At 56.1% G+C, this 25,732-nt stretch carries 19 protein-coding genes and 1 tRNA gene; 8 read left to right on the top strand and 12 right to left on the bottom strand.

Going from position 1 to position 25,732, the window contains the following annotated elements; genetic code table 11:
• Positions 1 to 247: 247 nt before the first annotated feature.
• On the top strand, positions 248 to 1,507 hold the full coding sequence (locus SFX18_19645) for an aminotransferase class I/II-fold pyridoxal phosphate-dependent enzyme (protein ID MDX1965369.1): 1,260 nt from the start codon (positions 248 to 250) through the stop codon (positions 1,505 to 1,507).
• Positions 1,508 to 1,643: 136 nt separating this feature from the next.
• On the opposite strand, the gene SFX18_19640 is transcribed toward SFX18_19645, so the two are convergent.
• From SFX18_19640 to SFX18_19630, 3 genes are all read right to left on the bottom strand, one after another.
• Entirely contained in the window at positions 1,644 to 2,810 is a 1,167-nt protein-coding gene (locus SFX18_19640) for a DUF262 domain-containing protein (protein MDX1965368.1), read from the bottom strand.
• Positions 2,807 to 4,036 (bottom strand): adenine-specific methyltransferase EcoRI family protein, encoded by a 1,230-nt coding sequence (locus tag SFX18_19635; GenBank protein ID MDX1965367.1) that lies wholly within the window; start codon positions 4,034 to 4,036, stop codon positions 2,807 to 2,809. Before SFX18_19635 ends, SFX18_19640 begins: the two co-directional genes overlap by 4 nt.
• Before the next feature lie 381 nt (positions 4,037 to 4,417).
• Positions 4,418 to 5,614: a pyridoxal phosphate-dependent aminotransferase gene (locus SFX18_19630; GenBank protein ID MDX1965366.1), complete on the bottom strand. Its 1,197-nt coding sequence runs from the start codon at positions 5,612 to 5,614 to the stop codon at positions 4,418 to 4,420.
• 405 nt (positions 5,615 to 6,019) lie between these two features.
• Here SFX18_19630 and SFX18_19625 point away from each other — a divergent pair, with 405 nt between their 5' ends.
• The gene (locus SFX18_19625; GenBank protein MDX1965365.1) at positions 6,020 to 7,228 is read left to right on the top strand and encodes an inositol-3-phosphate synthase; all 1,209 of its coding nucleotides are present in this window, start codon (positions 6,020 to 6,022) and stop codon (positions 7,226 to 7,228) included.
• 155 nt (positions 7,229 to 7,383) lie between these two features.
• Here the strand turns inward: SFX18_19625 and SFX18_19620 are convergent, their stop codons facing one another.
• From SFX18_19620 to SFX18_19610, 3 genes are all read right to left on the bottom strand, one after another.
• The gene (locus SFX18_19620; GenBank protein MDX1965364.1) at positions 7,384 to 7,554 is read right to left on the bottom strand and encodes a hypothetical protein; all 171 of its coding nucleotides are present in this window, start codon (positions 7,552 to 7,554) and stop codon (positions 7,384 to 7,386) included.
• 196 nt (positions 7,555 to 7,750) lie between these two features.
• Positions 7,751 to 8,632, bottom strand: a complete 882-nt coding sequence (locus SFX18_19615; protein ID MDX1965363.1) for a hypothetical protein — start codon at positions 8,630 to 8,632, stop codon at positions 7,751 to 7,753.
• 337 nt (positions 8,633 to 8,969) lie between these two features.
• The gene (locus tag SFX18_19610; protein ID MDX1965362.1) at positions 8,970 to 10,415 is read right to left on the bottom strand and encodes a GTP-binding protein; all 1,446 of its coding nucleotides are present in this window, start codon (positions 10,413 to 10,415) and stop codon (positions 8,970 to 8,972) included.
• A gap of 266 nt (positions 10,416 to 10,681) precedes the next feature.
• Between SFX18_19610 and SFX18_19605 the strand changes: the two genes are divergently transcribed.
• Both SFX18_19605 and hemG read left to right on the top strand, forming a co-directional pair.
• Positions 10,682 to 12,091 (top strand): MFS transporter, encoded by a 1,410-nt coding sequence (locus SFX18_19605; protein MDX1965361.1) that lies wholly within the window; start codon positions 10,682 to 10,684, stop codon positions 12,089 to 12,091.
• Positions 12,092 to 12,180: 89 nt separating this feature from the next.
• Entirely contained in the window at positions 12,181 to 13,698 is a 1,518-nt protein-coding gene (gene hemG / locus SFX18_19600; GenBank protein MDX1965360.1) for a protoporphyrinogen oxidase, read from the top strand.
• Positions 13,699 to 13,703: 5 nt separating this feature from the next.
• Here the strand turns inward: hemG and SFX18_19595 are convergent, their stop codons facing one another.
• Positions 13,704 to 14,339: a phosphoesterase gene (locus tag SFX18_19595; GenBank protein ID MDX1965359.1), complete on the bottom strand. Its 636-nt coding sequence runs from the start codon at positions 14,337 to 14,339 to the stop codon at positions 13,704 to 13,706.
• 92 nt (positions 14,340 to 14,431) lie between these two features.
• Complete coding sequence (queA, locus tag SFX18_19590) at positions 14,432 to 15,484, bottom strand: tRNA preQ1(34) S-adenosylmethionine ribosyltransferase-isomerase QueA (protein MDX1965358.1); 1,053 nt, start codon at positions 15,482 to 15,484, stop codon at positions 14,432 to 14,434.
• A 715-nt stretch (positions 15,485 to 16,199) separates the two neighbouring features.
• Here queA and rsmH point away from each other — a divergent pair.
• From rsmH to SFX18_19575, 3 genes are all read left to right on the top strand, one after another.
• Entirely contained in the window at positions 16,200 to 17,087 is an 888-nt protein-coding gene (gene rsmH, locus SFX18_19585) for a 16S rRNA (cytosine(1402)-N(4))-methyltransferase RsmH (protein MDX1965357.1), read from the top strand.
• A 73-nt stretch (positions 17,088 to 17,160) separates the two neighbouring features.
• Complete coding sequence (locus SFX18_19580) at positions 17,161 to 17,451, top strand: hypothetical protein (GenBank protein ID MDX1965356.1); 291 nt, start codon at positions 17,161 to 17,163, stop codon at positions 17,449 to 17,451.
• 178 nt (positions 17,452 to 17,629) lie between these two features.
• Positions 17,630 to 19,228, top strand: coding sequence for a hypothetical protein (locus SFX18_19575; GenBank protein MDX1965355.1), 1,599 nt, complete (start codon positions 17,630 to 17,632; stop codon positions 19,226 to 19,228).
• A gap of 34 nt (positions 19,229 to 19,262) precedes the next feature.
• On the opposite strand, the gene SFX18_19570 is transcribed toward SFX18_19575, so the two are convergent.
• The 3 genes from SFX18_19570 to SFX18_19560 form a co-directional block, all read right to left on the bottom strand.
• Positions 19,263 to 21,779 (bottom strand): DUF3488 and transglutaminase-like domain-containing protein, encoded by a 2,517-nt coding sequence (locus SFX18_19570; GenBank protein MDX1965354.1) that lies wholly within the window; start codon positions 21,777 to 21,779, stop codon positions 19,263 to 19,265.
• Positions 21,776 to 22,972, bottom strand: a complete 1,197-nt coding sequence (locus SFX18_19565; GenBank protein ID MDX1965353.1) for a DUF58 domain-containing protein — start codon at positions 22,970 to 22,972, stop codon at positions 21,776 to 21,778. The genes SFX18_19570 and SFX18_19565 overlap by 4 nt, the downstream gene beginning before the upstream one ends.
• A gap of 97 nt (positions 22,973 to 23,069) precedes the next feature.
• On the bottom strand, positions 23,070 to 24,014 hold the full coding sequence (locus tag SFX18_19560) for an AAA family ATPase (GenBank protein ID MDX1965352.1): 945 nt from the start codon (positions 24,012 to 24,014) through the stop codon (positions 23,070 to 23,072).
• 415 nt (positions 24,015 to 24,429) lie between these two features.
• On the opposite strand from SFX18_19560, the gene SFX18_19555 reads away from it, so the two are divergent.
• A tRNA-Val gene (locus SFX18_19555) sits at positions 24,430 to 24,503 on the top strand.
• On the opposite strand, the gene SFX18_19550 is transcribed toward SFX18_19555, so the two are convergent.
• The gene (locus tag SFX18_19550) at positions 24,477 to 25,730 is read right to left on the bottom strand and encodes a tyrosine-type recombinase/integrase (GenBank protein ID MDX1965351.1); all 1,254 of its coding nucleotides are present in this window, start codon (positions 25,728 to 25,730) and stop codon (positions 24,477 to 24,479) included. The two genes, SFX18_19555 and SFX18_19550, sit on opposite strands and share 27 nt — an antisense overlap.
• Between the last annotated feature and the right edge of the window lie 2 nt (positions 25,731 to 25,732).

The following is a 25,732-nucleotide window of genomic DNA, read 5'->3' as shown; positions in this document are numbered from 1 at the left end:
TGGGCATATTGTCCGACATCTGGCAAACTGGGCAAACTACAGGCCTGAACCTGGCCAGGGGTATCCGTGTCTGCGGCAAACCGGGTACCGCGAGTCATTTGAGTCGTTTTCCCCGCAAAAATTCCCCGCTGCTCCTGCAATTCACGAACTCCCGCAAATTCGCTATCTTAAAGGGTGCCGGTCAGTTGCCAAACGTCGCAGCTAGTAATATTTGCATTCTGAATTCCGCCTTCTTACTTTGTTTTTTATGGATCAACGCACCGACAACCCCCGCGACGACATCCGCCCCTTTAAAATTGAGGTGGCCGACCGTGTCAAGCGGCTGCCGCCGTATCTGTTTGCCCGCATCAATGCCAAAAAATATCAAATGCGGCGCGATGGGCTGGACGTGATCGACCTGGGGATGGGAAACCCCAGCGACCCCCCGCAGGACCTGGTCGTGGAGAAACTGATCGAAGCGGTCCGCGACCCAAAAAACCACGGCTATAGCAAGGCCCTGGGAATTCAAAACCTGCGCCGCGAAGTCGCCGCCAAGTACGCCCGCAAGTATGGCGTGCGGCTCGATCCCGAGTCCGAGACCGTGGTCTGCCTGGGGAGCAAAGAGGGCTTTAGCCACATGCTGCTCGCGCTGCTAGGGCCGGGAGATACGGCCATTGTCCCCGCGCCGTTCTTTCCGGTGCATGTGCATGGCGTGAATCTAGCCGGGGCGCATGCGATCACGCTGGAAGTCTCCGACAGCGAAAAGTTTCTCTCAAATATCGCCTACACCTGCGAGCATCTGTATCCCAAGCCCAAACTGCTGATTGTGAACTATCCGCACAATCCCTCGGCCGTGACGGTCGAGCCGGAATTTTTTGTGGATGTGGTGCGACTGGCAAAAAAGTACGGCTTTATGGTGATTAGCGACTTTGCCTATGGGGACGTCGCGTTTGATGGGTACCAGCCGCCGAGTTTCCTTTCCGCGCCGGGGGCCAAGGATGTAGGCGTGGAATTTACCACCATGAGCAAAGGGTACAACATGGCGGGCTGGCGGGTCGGCTTTTGCAGCGGCAATGCCGAAATGGTCCGCGCCCTGGGGACCATCAAAACCTATTACGACTACGGCATGTTCACCGCCATTCAAATCGCCGCCATCGTCGCGCTGCGGCATACCGATGCCGCCGTCGAAGGCCAAAGTAAAATCTACCAGCACCGCCGCGATGTCCTGGCCGACGGCCTCCGCCGCCACGGTTGGGAGATCAACCTCCCCCGCGCGGGAATGTTTATTTGGGCCAAAGTCCCCGAGCCCTGGGCGTCGCAGATGAACACGATGGACTTCGCTGGCAAGCTACTCGACGAAGGCCACGTCGCCGTCAGCCCGGGAAGCGGCTTTGGCCCGGCGGGCGAGGGCTATTTGCGGTTGGCCCTGGTGGAAAACGAAAACCGCCTACGCCAGGCGGCGCGGCAAATCGGCCGGTGCCTGCTGGGGGAAAAAGCGGCCAGCGTGGGAGCGAATCAGGGAGAGTAGGTGAGAATGATGAATGATGAATGATGAGTGATGAGTGATGATTTGAAATCTGTGCTTTGGGATTGGATGAAGTGGCTACATGGCCCAGGATAAAATATTTTCTTGGCTAGTAGAAGCTGGATATAATACACTCAGATTATCGATTACCTTTGGCACGATTATGGGTGGTGCAAAGCATCTCGCAGTTCTTAGCCGAACTTTCGCCCCCTTTACTCCACGCCGATACGTGGTCCGCGTCCATCTCTTCAAAATCATAGATTCTTGCTTTGTTCGCATTGTCGCTCACGGCGCACAGTGGGCAGTTTGATTTATTCTTCCCCTTCACCTCCTGTGTCTGCTTGGTGTACGCAACCTTCTTCGTCTTCTCGTCGAACACGCGGACGGCGAGGAGCTTCTTGTCGGTTGATCCGCCCAACACATATTCGAAAATTCCTTTGCGGTTGCTGACGTATTCATCGGCCATAAGTTTTTCGACGGCGGCCTCGACCTTCGCAGGATTGTAGCTCTGGTGGTGATAAGTTTCGTAAAGCCGGCCCCATTCCAAGCCGCGCATCTCTGAACGCACTTCGTTGAACACCGTCGAAACCCAATCAATCACCGCATTGAAGTAAGTTTTTAATTCGTTGATGTTCTTCTGATTACGATGCGCGCTCATGTACGCGCCGATGTTCCCCTTACTCACCCACTCCAGCGCCTGCTCAAGAAACTCCTGCCGGTTCGCGCTACCCTTGATGTACGCGCTCCACTTCAAGATATTCGCGTTCTGACTGTTACTGAACTCTTCTTTGGCCTTGGTGACAAATGGGCCAGAATAGACTGCGTTGAGCAATTCTTGTTCATTCAGCGGCACGCCAGCAATGTTGATTGTCTTAAACCACTCCTTGATCTCTGTCTCAGTCCCCTCGCATTCATAGATCAGCAGCTTTGAGTCGCGAATCCTCTTCTGCTGATCGGAGGGCAGGCTGCTGAAAATCTTAGGATTTGCGTTCTCCATGATCGCAAACTTGTCGGTAACGAACCGCCCTATGCTGGTGATGCGCTGCTGGCCGTCGAGCACCTCGAACTTGTCCGCTGCCACCTTGTTGAAGTATATCAGCCCCAGCGGATACCCCTTCAATATCGATTCGATGACCCCCTGCTCTTTCTTGCCTCCACCGTCGGCGTAGATATAGTTGCGCTGGTACTCTGGCTGAATCGTAAGCTTTCCGCCAAGGCCGAACAGGCCCTTGCCTTCCAGTTGGTTGTAGACGAAGCCTTCGCAGATTTTGGCGACAGTGATGTCGGTTTGCAGCGTGGTTTTCACTTTTTCTTCAACCCCTTGGTGGACAAGTTGCGATGTCTGATGAATAGTCGTTTATAGACTCTCTCGCCCTTGACTAAGGCTTGTGCCGTATTTCCTAGCCACAGTCCATTTGAAAATCCTTTGCCTTCGCTTTCGGTTGCCCCAATGATTTCGAATTGCTCAGGGTTATATTTGTCGAGGAATGTGATTGGAACACCCATTACACCGTCGTAATCGCTGGGGATCTCTCTAAAGGATGGAACCTCGATCGCCTCGTAATTGTCGTATCGATCGTAAGCGGCTTTGCCTTTGATATTCCGACTAAACTTTAAATTCTCAGTCGTGGTCATGAGTGGCAGCCTTTGATGACGCCGACCGTGGTCCAAATTAGTGAACCACACGATGCTTCCCATGCTGAAGTATTTAACACCGTTCACAATCTTCTTACGAGATTCAGTCTGTATATCGTAGTCTTCTTTCACTTGAAACCACTTCGTACCCCCGTTGTCGACTCCAAGCCACAACTTGTTTTCCTTAATGAGAGGGAAGATTTCCTTGTATGTTATGGCGTTCTGATTTCCGATGATTAGGAACTTCTTTCTATGCTCCACAAGCTGCGCCACATACTCCCGAAATAGCGAGAACGGCGGGTTGGTGACAACGATGTCCGCCTGTTTGAGCAATTCGACACATTCAGCGCTGCGGAAGTCACCCCCGCCCTTAAGGGGGGTGCGGCTGTGGGCATTTCGCTCCAAAAAGAGCTTTACATCGTCTATACCCGTAGCGCCATCGCCATTGAGGTCGGTCACTTCCTCGATCTCTACGGCGATGGCGATCGAGTGTGGCCGTGGGCGCGTGTTATCACCCTGATCATATTCCGGGAACAAAAGGCCCTGTCCGGCGATGGGAGAACCATCGTAGCTGGTGGTGATTAGTTTCTTGAGGCCGAGCTTGTTGAAGTTAGCCGCGAAGTACTTGAAGAAGTTGCTCTCGAATGGGTCGTCACAGTTGCAGTAGACGATTTTGTCTCTGAAAGTGTCAGGGTTGAACTCGAGATAGGCTTCGACTTCCTTCTGGATGTCAACGTACTGTGTATAGAACTCGTCCTGCTTGGCGCGCTTGGCGTCACCCAGGCTACGGTTTAGCGATTTGGATGAAGATGGGACCGCATTAACATCCTGATGCTTAGAATTGTTGGATGCACTGCTGCGTGTGCCAGGTTTGGTGATTGATCTTTTCTTCGCCATACTTCATCCAATTATCCTTTATGGACTTGAAATTGTTTTCAAATCAGAATTGAACTAATGTACACACTATGAATAACTTTGATAATATCTAAATTATGTCAAATGTCAATCTTTTGATTCAAGAGGAAAACCCAAGTCAGTCAGCGGCCACTTATTTAACTTGTTACTTGGCACCCGCAGCGAAGGTATTGCAGTAATTCGAGCCGCGGGCGAATCCTCTGCGCTACCGGTTTACGGCTATCTTATTGCCTTGATAGCTTTCCGGAGGTTGGCACCACCGGCTACAATCCTACACCACTTCGTGGTGCCAGAACATCGTCTAATACGTCTGCGCTCTCCGTTAATAATTGACGCGTGCGTGGCGGCTTCTCCCAACCCCACCTACTCCGCGCTTTTAAGAAACGCCTCGATCCGGTCAAAGCCCTGGCGGATGACATCTAGACTGGTCGCAAAGCTCATTCGCGCGTAACCCTCCGCCCCAAAGGCCGAGCCCATCACCGTGGCGACCCCCTGTTGCTCCAACAGCGTCAGGCACCATTGGGCCGAGTTTTCCACCCGCGCGCCGGCATAGGTTTTGTTTAAAAATTTACTGATATTCATAAATGCGTAAAACGCCCCCCCCATTTCGGGGCAGGATAGTCCCGGGATTTGGTTGATCCGCTCGCGCACATAATCGCGTCGTTTAGCAAACTCCGCCAGCATCTCGCCGACGCAGGCTTGCGGGCCGGTGATCGCGGCCAAGGCGGCGTATTGGCTAATGCTACAGGGGTTGCTGGTCTCTTGGCTTTGCAGGTCGGCCATCGCCTTGGAGATATTGACGGGCGCCAGCGTCCAGCCGATCCGCCAACCGGTCATGGCATAGGCCTTGCTCACGCCATTCACCACGATCGTGCGCTCCGCCAATCCTGGTCGCACCGTGGGAAAGCTGGCAAATCGATGATTGCCATACACCAGCCGCTCATAAATCTCATCGCTGATCACCGTCAGGTTTCGTTCCAACACAATGTCCGCCAAGGCCCCCAGTTCTTCCGGTGTGTACATGGAACCGGTGGGGTTGCTGGGGGAACAAAGCAACAAAATGGTCGACCGCTGGGTCAGCGCCGCGCGGAGTTGCGCGGGCGTCAGCTTAAAGTCGTGGGCTTCATCGGTGGCGATGATGACCGGCCGCGCCCCCGTCAGCTTGACCAGTTCGGCGTAACTAACCCAAAAGGGGGCGGGAATCAGCACCTCGTCCCCGGGATTGCACAAGCAGGTAAACGCATTATGCAAGGAATGCTTGGCACCATTGCTAATCACCACCTGCGCGGGGGTGTACTTTAGCCCATGGGCTGCTTCATAAGCCTTTGCCACGGCGGATTTTAACTCGGGTATCCCGCTGGCCACGGTGTAATGCGTATGCCCGTCCCGCATCGCCTGGATGGCGGCCTGGCAAATATGGTCGGGGGTGGTGAAATCTGGCTCGCCCACGCTAAAGTCGTAGACGGTATTACCGGCGGCGGTTAGTTCCTTGGCCTTGGCGGCCATGGCCAGGGTGGCGGACGGTTCGAGGGATTGGACCAACTGCGACACAGCGGGCATGGGTGAGCCTGACTTTCGTGGGAAAAAACTGCAAAAAGATGGATCACCGAGCGATGGGTATTCCCTAACGGGGGGAAAACCGGCACTCGGAAGGGTTCAAGACTATCCCCCGCCCCCCGTGGCAAGTTAATATAAACGGTAGGCGTGGGGAAAAGTTTGTATTCGCGGGGGCGTGCTGGCTTGACGCCGTGCGGCAACCTTCTGACAATCTTAATTTTTCCCCGGTTCGCTTCCAAGCGGGTTTCCTCCCCTTGGCCCACCTGTTTTTGCGACTTGCCGGTCATACCGCCCGGTTTTTGCCGTCATTCCGGCGGAATGCCGCGCGACGGCGGTGATAACCCGTCCTGCCAAAAACCCCGGTAACTTGCATTTTTGTCTGTCAAAATTTTTTTAGGTTTGTAGAAAATGCCCCACGCGCGCGTCGGTTTGTGGTTGATTGGTGCCAAAGGTGGCGTGGCCACCACGGCCATGACGGGACTCATTGCCCTGCAGCAAGGTTGGCTGGGGACCACCGGACTGATTACGGCCACCCCCCCGTTTGCCGGGTTAAAACTGCGGAACTGGGGAGATTGGGTGATCGGCGGGCATGACATCCGCCCGGGAAAGTTGTATGACGAGGCGTATCGCATGTGCGGGGAAAGCCACGCCATTGATGGGAGCCTGTTGGAAAAATGCCGTCCTGAGTTTGAAAAAATTGAGCAAGAATTGCGGCCGGGTAGCATCATAAATTGCGGTCCGACGATCAGCAAATTTGCCGAAAGCGGTTTGCGGGAACTGCGCGAGACACCCCACGCGGCCATCGCCCGATTGCAGGGGGATTTGCGGGATTTTCAGGCCCGGCACCAGCTTGAGCATGTGGTGGTGGTCTACGTGGCCAGTACCGAACCGGTAACCGACAGCAGTTCGTGGCCCGCGACGTATGCCCAACTTGAGCCGCTGTTGGACGATGGGGCCAAATGCCCGCTTCCCGCCAGTTGCCTGTACGCCATTGCGGCCCTGGACCTGGGCTGTTCGTTTATCAATTTTACCCCCTCGTTGGGGGCCACGCCGGCGGCTATTCAGGATTTGGCCATCCAACGCAAATCGCGGCACTACGGCTATGACGGCAAAACGGGGGAAACCCTGCTCAAAAGCACGCTGGCCCCCATGTTTGCCAAACGCAATTTGGACGTCATGAGCTGGGTCGGGCATAACATCTTTGGCAATATGGACGGCAAAGTGTTGGATGATCCGATTAATAAAAAGAGCAAAGTCACCAGCAAGGACCGCCTGCTGGGAAAAATCCTGGGCTACACACCGCAAACGCTGGTCAGTATTGAATACATCGAAAGCATGGGGGATTGGAAAACCGCCTGGGACCACATTCACTTTCGCGGCTTTCTAGGGACGCCGATGGTGATGCAATTTATCTGGCAAGGGTGCGATTCAATCCTGGCCGCTCCCTTGGTGCTGGACCTGATGCGGCTGACCGAGCGGGCCTGGCGCAACGGAGATACCGGAGCCCTGACGTTTTTGGCCCCGTTCTTTAAAAGCCCGATTGGCACCGATGAGCACGACTTTGGCGTCCAGTTTCAAATGCTGGAGGCTTGGGTACGCCAGACAGGCGAGAAGTAACCGGTGAAGGGCTGACGTAGGTCCGCCTATCAAAAGCGGGGGTGCGCGGGAGAGACGCACAAAGCCGCCGATGGTATCGGCGGTGGCGCGGGGCAGGAGAGGCTGGCGAAGAGATGGGATGAAACGCGCTGTCTTGTTCCCAGTCTTATCTATTGCTAATTTGGGGACTTCAACTCGCCGGGAACTTTCCAGGGCGTATCCGTGGGATTAGGGGCATAGGTTTGCATCTCAAAGTATAAAAAGACGCTCCCCAAGGTCAGGCACAAAAACGAAATCACCAGCATCACGGTATAGACGTTTGCTTTTTGCTTGGTCACAGCGGCCATAGGTGGGAAAGCTCCAATCGAACAATGATGACTGATTGTATGTGGTGATCTGAATCGCCGGATGCAAAGGGCCGTTGGCCAGCAAAGTTGGGTGTCAGATGCTAAGGCTGCGGGTTGGGTTGGTTGTCTTCACAGAGGACTATGAAGAGTACAGTGATGTCCCTTGCTAACGCTGCGGGCTGAGGGACGCTGCGGGCTACTTGCCATTTTTGGTCAGGTATTGCAAGCGGGTGGTAAAGTTATCACCCTCGCGAACCGGGGCCTTGCGGTCGACAATCTTGGCGACGGCGGTCCGCCCATCGGGCGAAATCTCGGTCACGACGGCATTTCCCAAATAGGCGTTGCCGCGATACAGGTCGATGCGATGGTTAGTCCGCAGGCCATCATCCTTGCCCAGGGATAGCTCCACTAGATTGGGGTCATCCCGTTTACTCAGCGCGGTGATCGTGCCGTCCATGGGGGGAGGGAGTAAATCACTTGGATCTTCAATGGTGCGGCCAAACGTACCGAGTAACAAAGATGCCTTGGCGACTTGGCGGGCCAATTGTTCGGCCCGTTCTTGTAGTGAGGGGATCTGCGCGACCAGGTCGTGATATTTATCGCTTAGGGCAACCACGCTCTTAAAGAGGTTGTCGCTGGACTTTTGGGCCTCGACCAGCGCCGCGCGGGTTTTGCTTTCGGACTCGGCATAGGATTTATTCAGGTCGGCCAGCTTGTTCCCTTGTTCATTCAAGGTGGAAGCCTCGGTCGATTTCGCGGCTAGTTCAACGCTCTTATCGTCCAGTTCCTTCGTCACCAGGGCGAGCTTGGTCTGCAACTGCGACAATGCCCGCTCCTTGGCGATCCGCTCGGCGTCAAATTGCGCCTTCAGAGCGTCTTTTTGCGCTTTGAGTTCCTCATGCTGTTTAGTCAGGTCATCGTACTTTTGTTTCCAGCCGACAACCTTATTTGGACCGGTCGAGCCTTCAACCTCGGCCCGCCAATTTTTATGCGTGGCGTAGACCAGCATGGCCATGGTCATAAAGACCACGGACAAAAACATAATCAAAAACACAAAGATTTTGCCAATCAGATTCATGTCGCCTCTCCAGATTTGCTGGATGTGCAAAAAGCCTTGCGGAAAAATTTTGTTCCTTAAATCTTACCGCCATCCTGTGCCAGGGCATCATGACCCTTGATCGCCGCTCAATCCCATCCCCACCCCCCTGGTCGCGGAATCGCGGCCAAACCGGGGACACAAACCAGCCGAAAAGTTCCACCACATCCGACCCTCGGACCGGGGTAAACCTGCATTTACTATAATTACCCGCAATTCCCCCCGTCAATTCTGGACGCGGAAATAGCTAAAATTCCGCGACAAGAGCCGGTTCTGGACCAGAATGCCCCTACAATCGGCATGATTTGCACCTATTTTTCTACGTAATCATCTGTTCGCTAGTTCCTGGGAAATTCCCCCCGCCCATCAACCAAGCCGAGATTTCCCCCCGGACAATCCGCAACTGTTCTTCCACCGCCAGGAGCGCGGGGCTATTTGGCATTACCAATTCATCCTTTTTCAAATCGTGGTCAACCTGCCCCAACATCCCTGACCAAACCGCCAGATCCTCCGCCAGATCCGGGTTAAATAACCCGATCCCGTGGAAGCCGCTCCCTACTGGACACAACTGCCTACAGACACAATCCAGCAACTCGGCGCACCCCTGGCCATCCCGGGCACTGGTTAAAATCACCGTCGGGGCATTGAAGGGATGAGCCGCTTGGGCGGCAAAATCGCGAACCTCCGCAAGAATCCGCTGTTGAGCCGATCGATCGGGAATTAAATCGCACTTGTTCGCGGCTAGCACCACTGATTTTACCGATTGGCAAATCCGCCGGAGGGAAGTCAACGGCCAAAGCTCCTGAGGCTCGCTTAGATCCATGACCGCCACCACGCAATCCGCCTGTTGCAGCGCGGAGGCCGTGCGCGCGATACCAGCTTGTTCTATTTCATCCTCCGCGGCGCGCAGGCCCGCGGTGTCGCGCAATTCGATCCGCCAATCACACCACACGATCGTCCCGGTAACCATATCGCGCGTCGTGCCGGGCATGTCGGAGACAATCGCCCGCTGATAACCCAAGAGTGAATTGAGTAGCATGCTTTTTCCGGCGTTTGGCGGTCCGGCCAGCGTCACCCGCCAAGAAGTCGTCCAGTGTTTTGCCCAGCGGGCGGTTTGGGATAGTTCATGCAGGCGATTGTGCAAAAATTTTAGCCGCTGCGATAACTCCCGCATGTCTGCCAAAGGCGCGACAAGGGGCCCGCATTGGTCAAGCAACGTGATCCAACTAGCTAATTCTTCCCGCCACAACGACTCTTGCGCCAAAATGGCCAGCACCGCGGTCTCGCTCACACTCTCCCCAAGTGCCGCTTGGATGGCGGCCTCCAGGCAAGATGGCGAGTGTAAATCGATCCATTCCCGACCGGTAATATGCATGGCACCCGCTGCTTGCAAATTGGCCATGATCGCCTGCACTGCGGCCGTCCCCCCGTGACAATGCAGTTCCACATGGGTGGGAAAGCGGCAGATAACCAAATCCTCGGCACTGGGGGTACTTTGCGGCAATTGTGCGTCCCGCCGCTCTTGCGAAGTCTGGGCGAGCCCTGTTGATTGCCAGCGACCGTAGCGAATGGCATGCAAAGGCTGCCGTTCCAGGGATAGACCATTGGCCGCGGAAAAATATTGATCCACGCAAGCCGCGGCATTTGGTCCGGCCACGCCAATTGTGGCCACCGCCCCACGCCCCAGCGGCGTTAACACCGCGGAAACGGTCGCTTGCGTCAGCTTAGCTCGCCGGGTCAGCCAGTTTTCAGCATATCCGGGCATCTTGTGAATCTCACACGCAAAAAAGGGGGAAATCCCGCGTCAGTGGCGGCGTGCTGCCAAGATTGCGGCTTCCACGGCCAATAGACAGGTCTAACAACTTTTTTAGCCTGTTTCTGGGCAAAATTCGCGAACGTTGCTTGTCAGTGCGACCCGGGGACTTTAATCTAAGGAACTTCCGGGGAAATTGCAGGGGGCGGGCGTGCACTTATTCTACCGCGGCTTTCGACTTCTTTTTCACGCTATTTATCGTTTTCAAAGGTCCACGCATGGCCCACTTTAATCCGTACGTTGCCCCCCAGGCGGAATTGTCCGCCACTCCATGGATCAAGCTAAAGTTGGGCGTGCTCATGTTTCTCGAGCTTTTTATCTGGGGGGCGTGGCTGCCGCTCAGTTTCAGCTTTTTTGACAAAGGGGGCTTGGGATTTGAACCGTGGCAGCAGGAACTGCTCAATATCGCGTTTCCCTGCGCGGCGATCCTGGCTATGTTTGTGGCCAATCAGTTTGTGGATCGCAACTTTGCCGCGGAGCGATATCTGGCATTCAGTCATTTGATCGGCGGACTGGCGATGCTGGGCTTTGGACTAATGGCCTGGAATCACTTTAGCGGTGAAAATCCCCCCGCCACCGCGCCTAACTTTTGGATTTATTTTGCCCTGATGGCCGTGCATTGCCTATTTTATGTGCCGACGATTTCAGTCGCCAACACGCTGGCCTTTGCCAATCTGAGCGATCCGCAAAAGGAATTTGGCCCCGTCCGCCTGTGGGGGACTATTGGCTGGATCGCCGCCAGTTGGCCGTTCATCTTTATTTTGGCCGATTGGGTAAAAATCAATCAAACGCCCACCAACGGCATGGTCGAGTACCTGGGAACGGCCCTGGGAACACCGCTCAAGGATGTCGCACTCAACCAGGGGAAATCCTGGGCGTTTATCGTTTCGGGGATCGCCGCGCTGCTCTTGGCGGGCTACAGCCTGCTATTGCCGCACACTCCGCCCAAGCCCATCGTCACGGGTGAAAAAAGCCAAGCCTGGCTGGAAGCTCTCAAGTTACTAAAGTACCCGTTCATTTTGATTTTGTTTTTGGTGACGTTGATCGATGCCACGGTCCACGACGGATTTTTCGTGTATGCATTTACTTATCTGGAAAAAGTGGGCGTGCCGTCCAACTGGATCCAGCCCGCGATGAGTGTTGGTCAAATCGCCGAAATCCTAACCATGGCGGTGTTGGGCTATGTGCTCAAGAACCTCGGTTGGAAATTTACGATGATCATCGGGATTCTGGGGCATGCCCTGCGGTTCGCGGTTTTTGCGCTCTTTCCCGATCCCTACGTCGCAGTGGCGATCAATCTGGTGCATGGGATATGTTATGCGTTCTTTTTTGCCACATTATATATCTTTGTGGATGAGTATTTTCCCAAGGATGCTCGCGCTAGCGCCCAGGGGATGTTTAACTTTTTGATTTTAGGCGTGGGACCGATTTTGTCGCGGTTGATTTGGCAGCGGCTGGGGGGATACTTTACCACCGAAGTGCCGGGAGCCGTGGCGGGAACGACCGAAAAGGTGATCGCATATAATCAGTTGCTGTTGATACCGTCGGCGGCGGCGGGAGTGGCGGCGCTGATGTTACTATTTTTCTTTCATCCGCCTGCTAAGGGAAGCGATTTTCAGGCGGAATGATCTCTTGCCACGCCGCTACCCTAGCACAACCCGTGGCCTAAAATCAAACATCATCCTTACTCGGGTAAACCGCGAAATCACAGCCACTTATGCAGCCACCGCGAATCCTAGTTATTGGCGGGGGCATTACGGGGCTGGCGGCGGCCTTGCGGGTCAAGGAACTGTTGCCCTCGGCAAAATTGGAACTGTGGGAAGCCGCCACGCGACTCGGGGGCGTCCTGCAGACCGTGCGGGAGGGGGGATTTTTATTAGAGTTAAGCGCGGACAACTTCTTGACGCCCGACGCCGCGGGACTCCCCTTGGCCAATAAACTGGGACTATGGGACGAGCTATTACCGACCAACCCGGCCCAACGCAAGGCGTCGATCTTATATCGCGGCGTGCCGCACCCCGTGCCGGAGGGATTTGTGCTCATGGCCCCCAATCAACTGGGGTCCTTGCTAACCACGCCGCTGCTTTCTTGGCGGGGAAAACTACGCCTGCTGGCGGAATTATTTATCGAAGCCCGACCCGCGGGACAAAACGACGAAAGTCTCGAGTCCTTTGCCTTGCGCCGATTTGGCCGGGAAGCGTACGAACGCCTGATTCAGCCCCTCATCGGGGGAATTTATACCGCCGATCCGACTAAGCTAAGTTTGGCCGCGACTCTTCCCCGCTTTTTGGAGATGGAACGCCAGCATGGCAGCGTTTTGCAGGCGAGTTTATTAGCTTGGCAAAACAGCCGGTTGCAGCGGCCCTTGACCGGGCGCAGTAAAGCAAACTCGCGAGGCTCGGCGCGGACGATGAACGCGACGGAGGAAAAAGCCGACAGCGGAGCTCGGTACAGTCAATTCATGGCTCCCCGCCAGGGAATGGAGCAATTGATCGCCGCCGCCGCCAATAGCCTGGGCCAAGAGAGCATCCAGCTAGCTAAACGCGTGACCCGGTTGGTAAAAAATCCCCCCCTGGCAGCAAAATTAGCCCCCACAGCCGCAAATTGGCAGGTCTGGTCAAACCCCGCGGAGCCACCGGAACTGTTTGACGGAGTGATAATGACCACGCCGGCGCCCGCCGCCGCCTCGCTAGTGGAGTATGTCGCACCGGAGTTAGCCGCGGAATTGCGGGCTATCGAATACGCCGGGAGCAGCGTGGTAATATTGGGTTACGAACAGACGCAATTTGCCCGGCCGCTGGTAGGGTTTGGAATGGTCGTGCCTCGACTGGAACGCCGCGGCATCTTGGCGGTTAGCTACGCCAGCGAAAAATTTCCTGGCCGAGCTCCCGCGGGAATGGCGCTCTTAAGGGTGTTTGTGGGGGGGGCTTTGCAGCCGGAACTCAATGACCTGAATGATGCCGCGCTTGTGAAACTTGCGACTGGCGAACTACGGGAAATTTATGGCATTCAGGGGGAACCCCGGTTGGTCCGCATTGCCCGCTGGCAGCACACCATGCCGCAGTATCACCTGGGCCATCTGGAGAGGGTCGCGCGCATCGAAGGTCTCGCCCAGCGGTTGCCGGGATTTGCCCTGGCCGGGGCGGCCTACCGTGGCGTGGGCATCCCGCAATGCATTCGCCAAGGAGAAATCGCCGCGGAAAAACTCGCCGCCAGCTTTCTCGTGGCAAACTAACCTGCTTATGATAACCGCATTTTGCCCAAAGCCGCGAGCGCGTATTGCGACCAGGTTTCAAACTGGTCCAGTTCTTCCAATAAGCGCGGCAATGGAACAAATCCCGCGTCCACCATGGCGGCTTCGCGGGCGGTAAGGCCCGGCTGCGGCAACATGACCAAATGGACCACGCCCAGATGCACCTGCCCGACCGGAGTGAGGTCATCGTTAATCAAACCGATAATCCGATCCGGCGCGGCGCCGTTCCATTCGACTTCCTCGGCCAGTTCGCGGCGCATCCCCTCCAGATAGACGGTGCTTTCTCCGGCATGGCGGTCATCGCTGCAGATATGCCCCCCCACGCCAATGCTGCGCTTGGCGTGCAGGCGTTTTTCCCCCTGCCCGGTGCCGCGCGTGTATTGAAAAACAGTCAGCGGACCTTCCGCCGCACCATGGGCAAAGACCACATAGGGGATGAGTTGTTTAAAAGTCGGGTCTTCTTCCATTTGGGGACGGGGGCGGTAACTGGCCACGCGGGGGTCCAGGATTTTTGGCAAATAGCGGTCAATTTCGGCGGAGAACCCCTGAAAATGCCCAATTTCGTGTAGGAGCGAAGTGGGAATCACCAAAATCTGTTCCACAACCGTGGCAATCGCCGTCATGGTAAAACATCCTGTAAAAATGCCAAATGATAAAACTAACCCAGGTCTACCCCGTCCGTTACGTGTGTGCCAACGAAAATCCGATCCGGCCTTTATACAATCAGCATGGCGTCGCCGTAACTATAAAAGCGATATTGTTCGCGTACCGCCACCTGATACGCCGAGCGCATCAGTTCCGTCCCCGCAAACGCGCTGACCAACAGCAGCAGCGTCGTTCGGGGTAAATGAAAATTGGTCAACAGCACATCCACCGCGCGAAAGGTGTAAGGGGGGCGAATAAACAGTTGGGTGGCGCCGCTCCAGGAACGGAGCGCGCCGTGATATTCCGCGGCGACAGTTTCCAGTACGCGGGTGGTGGTGGTCCCCACGGCAACAATCCGTTGCCCCGCCTGTTTGGCCGCTTGCAACGCGCCAGCCGTCGCTCCCCCCAGCTTGGCCCATTCGGCGTGCATGGGATGCTCATCCAAATCGGTGGTTTGGATCGGCTTAAAAGTCCCCAGGCCCACGTGCAAGGTGACGCTGTGACGGGGAATTCCCCGATCCGCTAATTTTTGCAAAATTTCCGGCGTAAAATGCAAACCGGCGGTGGGCGCCGCGACGGACCCCGGCACCTTGGCATAGACCGTCTGATAACGATCGCGGTCTTCCTCAGTCTCCATGCCATCACGAATATAGGGGGGGAGCGGCATCCGGCCAATCCGTTCTAGGATGACGGGGGGTGGTTCATTACTCTCGACATACGCCGTCCAAATCCCATCCGCCGCTTTCTCCAACAACCACAGCTTCAGCGTCTCGCGGGCTTGCAAGTCTTGAAGTTGGATGACCTCTTTGGGCTGCAAATTTCCCCGGGCTTTGACTAGCACTTGCCACAGGCCGGTTTCATCCGAGCCTAGAAACAGCAATTCCACGCGCCCCCCGGTGGCGACCCGCGTCCCAAAAAAGCGGGCGGGTAGCACGCGGGAGTCATTAGTGACCAGTTGGTCGCCGCTTTGCAGCAGGTCGGGCAGATCGCGGATGTGCGCGTGGCGCAATTGTCCCGTGGACCGCTCTACCACCAGCAGCCGGGCATCACCGCGATTGGCCAGCGGATGCTGCGCGATCAGCTCCTTGGGCAATTCATAATCAAAAAGACCGGTGGAGGACATCTAAAAAATCATCCGTGAAAAAAACGCGACAACAACTGACGCCCGCTAAAAATAGGCGAATGGCGGCTAATTTTGCCGAGTTATCGCCTGTGCTAGCAAAAAACTTAGGAAAATCCGAGTTGGCGGAACTCCTAACTGGGGTTGATTCTACGAAAAACCGCCGCCCCTGACGACTCCCCCGGGCCATTTTGGCAGCTTGACGCGGGGGGTACGGGGGATAAATTACAGTGCCTGTCCGGGCAGCTTCAAATTCTGGTGACACGCCGGCATTTTTAGTTTTTTTACATTAATAATTTAACATATTCCGCGTTAAGGGCGGATGAACCGTTCGTCGGTTGTTCCCCCACTGTTTGCCGTTTGGCCACGGTGCAGACACTTGGGGTACAACAGTCCGACACGATGTCAGACTGGGCGAAAAGTGGTTTTTGATGGGGGATATTTCCCGATCAAGACACGCAGCCACATTCTGGTCCATGCGAGTGATCCAGGAAGGAACTCGGACCAGTTTTTTCTTTGCGTACTCGCGTCTTATCACTCTTGCCCACTCATTAAACTTGCTAGCGAATAAACTCCCTCTAGTGGGGTTGCTCTTGTCAAAAGTTCCCGTCGCGGGTATTTCACTGCGGTTACTAACTGCGCCAGGATGGTGTCGGCCAGGTGAAGTCGCGTTTCCCGAATGAACAGGCAAGGGATATTACAGGCTCTCAGGTAGTTCGTGGAACCGTCCGTCCATATTCCGGTGCTGCTGGCGGAAATCCTGGCCTGGCTGAACCCCCGTCCGGGACAGTGCTATGCGGATGGGACCCTGGGTGGCGGGGGACACGCGCGAGCCTTGGCCGAGCGGGTTGCGCCGGATGGCTCGGTATTGGCGGTGGATCGCGATGCGGCGGCGGTAGAGCGGGCGACGCAATTCCTGCGGGGTCTCCCCATCCAGGTGGCCCAGGGTAGTTATGCCGAATTGCCCGCGTTATTAGCCGAGGTGGGCCGTCCGGCGGTGTCGGGAATTTTGCTGGATTTGGGTTTATCCAGCGACCAATTGGCGGATCGAGCGCGGGGGTTTAGTTTTGACAGCGACGGAGAATTGGATTTGCGATTTGACCAGACCAGGGGCGAACCCGCCTGGAGATTGATCATGCGATTGCCGGAACGGGAACTGGCGAATGTGATTTACCAATATGGAGAAGAACGGCATAGCCGCAGAATCGCGCGGCTACTGGTGGAACAGCGGCGGCACATGGAATTACGCACCAGCCAACAACTCGCGCAGATTTTGCGCCGCGCGGTTCCCCGATCCCCCCGGGACAAAATCGACCCCGCCACGCGCACCTTTCAAGCCTTGCGAATTGCCGTCAATGATGAATTAGGAGAGTTGGACAAAGCACTTGCCCTGTTACCGGACTGTTTATTACCGGGTGGCAGGCTGGCGATTATCAGCTTTCATTCGCTGGAGGATCGCCGGGTAAAGGAAGCGTTTCGCTCGGATCCGCGCTTGCAAAATTTGACGAAAAAACCGATCACCGCGGACGAACCAGAACTTGCCCTTAATCCCCGTAGCCGCAGCGCCAAGCTGCGGGTCGCGGAACGTCGGCCTCCCGCCATTTAGTTAAATCAGCACCCTAGCTCCGGGCCTCCGCAACCCGGCATTTTCCCAAACTTTTTTTACATAGGTTTACGCGATGCAACCTTCCGCACCAAAGTCCGAGCATCCCAAAACTGCCGAGTCATCCGCCGCAAATACCAACTCCCCGGCCAATCATGGCGAAAAAAAACGCTATCAGCCCCGCTTAGCCGCGGCCTCGCTTCCCCGCGAGACAAAAATCGGCCTGACGGTATTAGGCCTGTTGACGATTATCTTTGGGTATGTGCTTTACCAGCGATTGAGCAAGCCAGTGGAACTGGATGCCGAACAATATTTGGCCAAGTCCGCCACGACCAGCGCGAGCGGCGAAAAAAAAAGCCGCCAGTGACGCCTCGGCCATTTCGGCGGCGGGCGACACAATCACCAACTTGCAGACAAACAGCCCTCAATCTGCTACGACACCCACGCGCCTCCCCGCGCAAGGGGGGACCCGTATGGCAACGGAAAGTTCAGGCGGAGCTTATTCCCTTGCAGGCGACTCTCCGGCATCCTTGGAACCTCGCGGGGTGAATGCGAAATCCCGGTATTCGGCCAGTGTCGCGGCGGATGACGAACTTGGCAGCGGCGGCAATTCCGCCAGCGATGAATCCGCGGGCAGTGCCAGTGATCTGTCGGGGGACCCCTTTACTCGCCCAGCAGGTCAAGCCAATACAGCGTCCAGGGGATCCTCTAGCTTTGACCCCGGAGAGGGAGCCGCGGCGGCTTCCTTTCCCGCGGCCAGCCCCACCAGATCAACTACGGATATTCCCAATGCCAGCACGATTGACTCCCCTTCGGGGACAGGGTATGCCCCGCTAAATCAGTCAGATTCCGGCGGGACATCCTCGGAACTCACAACGAATCATCCTCCGCGGGAAAATGCCGCCACACCCTATGCGGACGAGCTGGGAAACTCCCCGGCGTATAACGATCCGGCGGCCGGGGCTTCCAAGGCAATTACTCCGCTAGATCACGGTCTTAATAGCGCGAACGAAGCTTCCCCGAATGCGTATGCCACGGATGATGCCACCCCGGCAAATCCCCGCGCTCTACCCGGTTCCGCACAAAATCCGATGCGACTGCGGGAAATCCCGTCTCCATTGGCTCCGGATGATGCCAGCCAGGGGAACGCTGCAACCACTTCTACCGCGGATGTTGCGCCGCGGCCACTAACATCAACAACAACCGCCGATGACACCCTCCCCACCGAAGTTGGTGCTTTAGAGCAGGCCCAAAACCCGGCGGTATTAAATAATACGTCCGGTCCGGAAACTTCCGCTTATCATTCCGCGGATAGCGCTACGAATTCCGCATTACGTCAAACAACCCTCACGAATGAAAGTCCGCTTTCCCCCTTACAACCCCTTGCGACAAGCGAAAACTCCATCAGTCACCAGCAGTCCAGCGACATTGAACCCCCTTCCCAACCCATCCGGATTCCCGACGCCGCGCGGGAGTTGCCTCCCCGTAGCAACATGACCGTGGCTACGGGATTCGCTCCGGCGAATTCCACGGGAGTAGCCGCTGCTTCTCCGTATGTGCCACGGGCCGGGACTCCCGCCTTTGCCGCCACAGCGGAAGATAGTTCCTCTGGCTCCGTCAGCGGAATTCCAAATTTTACCGGCAACGCGAGCACCGCTCCTTTATCACCTTCTAACGGATCTGACACCCAATTGAGCGAACCTGGACGGCTGCGATTTAGCACTCCTACAGCGGGAATTCCTCCGGCGGACAAAGTTTCTCCCCCACCGGGTCTTGATACCGGCGTAAACCCAAACGAAAGAGACCCCGCATTCACGGCCCAGCAGCTGGGCTATCAGGCGGAAGGAGCGATTTCCAATCAAGCAACTACCGGATCCACAAATTCCACCATTCCCCGCAGTTACGTGGTTCAGGCCCAAGACAGCTACTATGCGATAGCCGAGCGCATGTATGGCAATGGCGCCTTTTATAAAGCGTTGTACGAGCATAATCGACGCTTGCAGCCGGGGGGAGATCGGTTGCAGCCAGGGGGCACATTGGAAATCCCGGCAGTTGACTATTTAAAAGCCAACTATGCGGAATTGCTTCCTTCGTCCGCGGTCAATCCCACGGCGGATCGCCAGCCATTAATTTTTCACCGCTAAACCAATAAGAAAATGAGCGGCAACCCGGGCTGATTTAGCCAGTTGAAGGCAGCCCCGGGGCAGCTATTGCCTGGCAGTGCCGCGCCAGCACCCCGAACGCCGCTTCCACCCGATCCACCAGCGCCGGCGTGGGGGGGACCCGCGCGTAGTTCACTTGATAATAACAATCCACGATCTCTTGCGGAGCGTGGCAGGATTCCGACGTGGGGTCCGTGGCCCGCAACGTGGCTTGCAGGGACTCGGCAAATTCACGCGGTGTCTGTCCCGCCGTTGGTGCTATTCGCAATTGTTGGCCAATAGCCAGCAATTGCCGCCACCATTCGCCGCTTTGAACCAGCGCGGGGTCCGTGGGGGACGGCGACTCGGTCGTATCGGTGACGCTTTTTCCGCTGCGCCAATGCCGACGTATCCAGGTGATTAGCTGATAAAGGCCAAAGCAGCCCATTCCAGCCAAGATCAATACAATTCCCCAACGCAGCACAATTGTCGCGGCATACGCCCAGGCGGACATGGTTTCGGAATCGAGATCTTGGCCCGACATCCAATCCGCAAATATCTGCCATTGCTCGCGCAGGGGGGCGTAAATGGTTTGATTCTGGCGATCGGCATTCATGCCGATGATATAGTTGTTCCAGACCATTTGCATGTAATCCCCCAGGTCGGCCAAACCGCCAAACAAGCCGTTAAACGCGCTTTGCGGATCGCGCACGGCGGTGGTGGGGTCGAGCGTCAACCACCCAGCGCGATAATTTTCATATCCCGGGGGCCATAGCTCCGCTGGCACCTGGTATTTTTCCAAGTATGCCTCCACCCAGGCGTGAGCGTGCATTTCCCGCACTTGGTAATATCCGCCCACCTGGTTATAGTCACCCCCCTTGTAACCCACGACCACCCGGGCGGGAATATTCTGGGTGCGGAGCATTAGGGCCAGGGCGGAGGCAAAATACTCGCAATGGCCGCGGGGGTTCTCGGTCAAGAAATCCACGATGGGATCGACCTCGGGATTTCGTGGTTGTCCCAGCAATGTATAGGAAAAGCGTTCGGACTTGAGGTAACGCTCGAGAACACGCGCCACCTGAAAGCGGTAATCCTCGGCATCCGGATTGAGATTGGCCGCGGCGATTTCCCGCTGGGCAATCTGTCCCAAGACGGCTAAATTATCCCGCGAGTTTTCAGGTGGGATATCCCGCGGGATGCGAAACGTGTCGCCCGGCATCTGGCGAATATCTTGCCGCGCGGGCAATTGCAACAGTTGCTGCCATTCGCGGACATTCAGCTCTAAAATTTCGGGAATGATCGGGTGTTGCCGCCCCTGGACGATGCCCGTGGTAAGCACCTCGTAATTTAACCGCATACGGCCGATTTCTTGTTCGCGATACAGGTTTCGATTGTTTTCATTACAACGGACCGGAAATGATTGGCGCCCCCGCGAATCTTTTAGGTAAATCGGCTGGACATGAAAGAGAATCGGCTGGTCCAGCGGCTCGATTGTGATTTCTTGCTTGGTGACCTCCGTCGCCCGTTGGGGGAGCAGTTCCAGCGGCGTGGGTTCGTTGTCTTGCATCCGCCAGCCCAAATATTTCCAGTTGCCGCGATAATATTGATTCAGGATCGATCCGCGAAACAAAGGTTCCCCTTGAATGATGCGGGGCTGATTGGCGACGTCGGTGAATTTAGCCAAAAAGACCAACTCGGGACTTTCAAATACCTCACCCACCTGGCCTAAATTGATGGTATCGTCAAAGCCGACGACGCTTTGGACTTGTTGATTGGACAGGGTCCAGGCTTGGGAGCGGATGCGGGGAACGGTAAAAAAAATGACCGAGGCGACCAGCAAGGATGTCACCAGGGAATGCGTCAATAACCGTAAATGTTCGGGGCGCCAGCGGGGCAGGTACCCTCCCAACCACCCCCGCTCCAGGGTGGAGCTTTCACCTGTGGGGACTAGCCGGGGAAGATCCTGCTGGACAGTCCAGGCCACGCGTGCCAGGCGATCCTCATTCAGCAGCACCAGCAGCCAGATGGCCCCGGTAAAATAAGGGATCAATAACAGGCCATACGAGTAATTAAAGGTGAGGGCCGCTCCCAGCAGCACTTGCAAAAAGCTCAGCACGGTGATTTGCCAGCAAAGCCGGGGGACTTTTTGCTGGAACAATAGCACAAACTGCAAATACAAGAGCAAATCCGCGATCGACAACAGTTGCTGTTCGGGATCAAAACGCTGAAAGGCGGTGGTGGTATAAAACACGGCCACCAGGGCCGCGCCATTTGCGATCACCCAGTGCAAATTGACCCAACGCCGGACATCCGTTAAATAAAAGCTGGCCAGCGAGATAATAATGGCCAGCGTCCCCAAGAGCGGACGATTTTGGCTCCAGGCGTACATGGCGGAGCCAAGAGCCGTTTGCCAAGCCAGGGCGGCGCACAGCCATAAGGAAGTGGGCAACTGCTGCTCGGTCGCGGGAGCGGCCGAAACACGGCCCTGGTTGGACCATTGCGGTAAAAACCATTGCCAATTCGCGGCGGTTGCCGGAGAGGTGGATGTTTTCATTTAGTTGGTTCCTCGATCCACTGAAACGCGGCGGTCAAGCGGGGATCGCCGACCTCGACCAAAACGACCCGGCCTTGCGGCCAGTGGGATTCCCAAAAGCGGAGCAATCGTTCACCGGCGGTTTCCGTGGCTTTCCCCGCCGCGGTGCGCCGCGCGCGCACATCACGCCCCGTCAATACCAACAATGTCCCGCTACCCGGCCGGGATATCCGCCCCGGAGCAAGCCCCGGACTAGTGGCCGCTTCGGCCAGGGCCAATTCTGTCAAAAAACGTTCGCAGGTGGTTCGCTGGGCCGCTCCCGTCCAAGCTTGAAATGATTTTCCCGCGATCAGTAAATGCAACCGCTGCGCTCCCCGCCGCTGCTGTTGCCAAATCAAGCTCCCCGCCATGGCCAGCAGTTGCTCGATCCGCAATCCCGACTCGGGCTCGGCGGACGGTTCGCACCATAAATCAACACCGATGGCCACGGTTTCTTGCGCGGGTTCGTCAAATTGCTTGACCAGCAATTCCCCCCGCTTGGCGGTGCTTCGCCAATGGATTAACCGACGATGGTCTCCCAGCCGCCACGGTCGCAAACCGGCAAAATCACCCGACATCGCCAATCGCGAGCGACCTTGTTCCGCGTGGTCATGGATGGCCTGGCCACACAAAATGGAGATCTTTTGCCAATCCACCTGGGCCAGCCGGGGCCAAACCAGCCATTCACAGTCCACTAGCAGCTTGGCCTGGCTTTGCCATAAGCCAAATGGACGGGCGGATTTGAGCCGGCTGGCGTGAAAACGATAGATTCCCCGCTTGAGCGGCAACACCGAATAACTGGCCTGGGCGGGGATGCCGGATTGATTCCAGGGGACAGTCGCCTCGATCACGAATGATTCGCCGGGATTATCGGCGTGATACAGCTTTTCGGTAATTTGTAGTCCCTGCAAATTGGGCGATTTGCCGGTCAATTCCAGTTGAATGTACTGCCGCTGCCGGGCAAAACAACCCTGGGGCAAAAGCCGCCTGAATGTGATGCCCCGCAGTTGGCGCCAACTGGCAAAAAAATTATAGGCCAGGGGTCCCACCATTAACCCGCCAACCAACAGCATCAGGTTGATCTCGCGCAGGATCGCGCCGGTAAACACAAATGCCAGGAGGAACAGGTAATACCAACCCTCTTGCGTGGGATAAGACGACAACAGGCGATGCATAGCTGAAGCGCCGAGCTAAAGAATAGGGCCGCAAAACCGCTTTCACCATGCTGCTTATTCTAACAGATTTAGCGGAACATAATCAAATTTCCGTTGGCTAGCGGGGGGGCGTGACGTTTTGCACCAGACGCGTCATGATTTGTTCTTGTGCGGCGCGCAGACCTTGGGCCGAGTATTGCCGCAATTGCACCCGATGGGAAAGCACGGGTATGGCCAGATGCTTGATATCGTCGGGAATGCAGTAGGCGCGTCCCGCCGCAAATGCCCAGGCCTGTGCCGCCCGGTACAGGCACAAGGCTCCCCGGGTACTGACGCCCACCTGCAGATCGTCCGCCTCGCGGGTGGCATGAACCAGGTCGAGCAGGTAATTTTGCAGAGACGGTTCTACCTGGACACTGCGGACCGCGGTCCGTAACGCCACAATTTGCTGGCGGTTGGCCGCTGGTTGCAGCAATTTCCAGGGTTCTCCCGAGCGGTGGTTGGCGAGGACCAGCAATTCATTGGCGCGGTTGGGGTATCCCAGGGAAATCCGCATCAAGAAGCGGTCGAGTTGGCTTTCCGGGAGGGGGTAAGTCCCTTCAAATTCAAAGGGGTTTTGCGTGGCGATGACCATAAATGGATCGGGCAAGGGGCGGGTCACGCCATCAATGCTGACCTGTTGCTCGCTCATCGCCTCCAGCAAGGCGCTTTGCGTCCGGGGGGTGGTGCGGTTGATTTCGTCCGCCAGGACGATATTGGCGAACACGGGACCGGCAAAAAACTGAAATTCTTGGGTCCGCGGATCGAGAATATTTCCGCCAATGATGTCGGTTGGCAGCAAATCCGGGGTAAACTGAATTCGCTGAAAATCCCCCTCCACGCTCCGAGCCAGGGATTTTGCCAAGAGCGTTTTTCCCACTCCCGGTACATCCTCCAGCAGCAGATGCTCTCCGGCCAAGAGCGTCACCACCGCCAGGCGAATCACTTCGGGCTTGCCCAGCACAACTTGGCCAATGTTGTGTTCCAGGCTGGCAATGCACTGCGAGAGTTCCGTGGAAGTCATACCCCGAGCTTGCCTGGGACTGGGAAAATCAAAGGGAATCGACCGCCACGGAAATTAAGAAAAGCCCAAACAAAATCGTGCCCCAGACGCGGGCAACAGCTTTTGCGGGTCGATAATAGACCCCCTCGGCTCACTTTTTCCCCACGTTTGTTACTTTGCCCATGTTACAGCGGGACACCCGGAACGTCCAGTGACCCTCCGCCGGGATCCGGCACACAAATCATCGACTCCAGGCTAAAAATTTGGATTTCTCAGTAATTTGCGCGTGCTGGGGTGTAAAATTTGCGGGGAATCGCGAACCTAGGCATTCTGGCGCTTGTCAGGTTAGACAGCCAGATTTTGTCCGGGAATCCCCACGAGGTCGGTTGCAGTTGCCCCGTGATATGTTACGATAAGACTGATTAGCCGCGAGAGCGGGCGATTAGCTCAGTTGGCTAGAGCACCAGCTCGACAAGCTGGGGGTCACTGGTTCGAGCCCAGTATCGCCCATTGGATAGTGCTGTTTTTGTGGGCATTATCAATATTCACGGGAAATTCGCTAGGCAAGTCTGCTCCATTCCGCTCAGTTCCTAGGCAGTTTGCAGAGAATTGCAGAGCATTTGCAGATTTGATTGGGGCTGATTCTTTTATAGTGGGGTTGGAAAACTCCCCCCGCACAGCCCGGGCGTTATCATCGGCGGTTGCACGTAGGTAATGCTTGGCCATAATAGCCGGGCTATGTCCTGTCCATGTTGCCGCAGTGGGGATCGGCACCCCACGTTCCACTAGATCGGTCACAAACGCCGCCCGCAATGCGTGCCAGGGCTTGGGCCATGCTGGCAATCCAGATTTGGCGCGAATGTCCATAAGGGGCTTGGTAAGGTTGGTGCTGCGCGAATCGATGCTAACGTCAAACTGGCTACGATGCAGGGTTATGACAAATATCGCTCCCTCTGGGGCCGCTTCCCAGCATTCTTGCAGAGGTTGCCGCAATTCGGGGAAAATGGGAATCTCCCTTAAACCCGTCTTGGGGGAATGGATTTGAATAACTTCCCGTTGCCAGTCGATATGCTGCCATTTGAGCGTAAGCCCCTCACAAGGGTTACGGAATCCACCGAAACGGCCAAGAGCCACCAAGAGTCGCCATTCGCTATCCGGGCAATGTTCCATCAATCGCTGGGCTTGCTCGGCTTTGACATAAACATTTCGCTGGGAATCAACTGTGGGGGTAATGGTAATGGATTTGAACGGGTTCACGGATAACACCCCGTTTTCAACCAGTTCCCCAAAGATTGTCTTGGCTAGTCTTAGCCGCTTATGGGCTGTCGAGGGGCTAAGCTTGCGGGCGGGCTTCTTCCCGTTCTTCTGACGGGATTTAACCAGCTTGCCAGTGATTAACCAATTGCGATACGCGCGTGCTTGGTCCTTAGTGATGCTGGTCACGTCGCAATCCGCGCCAAAGTATTCTGTTAGTAGCTTGCCGCTCAGTTCCCAGATTGCCACTGTCGCCCGCTTGGCTTCGGGGCGGGCTTTAATATAGTCGGCTATCACATAGCCCAACGTAGTCACTGTGGGGGCTTTTCGTGGCTCACATAAACCCGTATTGGCTAGCTTGTCGTAGAATTCATTGCTAAGGGATTCCAGCCACTCTTGCACCCCCTTGCCGGGCATCACTCCCGCCGCTGTGGCTTGCTCAAGGTAACTTACCTGGGCGGCCACAAAGCGGGCATCTGCCATGC

This window comes from Pirellulales bacterium, assembly GCA_033762255.1.
Taxonomy (GTDB): Bacteria; Planctomycetota; Planctomycetia; order Pirellulales; family JALHPA01; genus JANRLT01.
The sequence above is the reverse complement of the archived record's forward strand: the minus strand, read 5'-3'. Positions and strand labels throughout refer to the sequence as shown.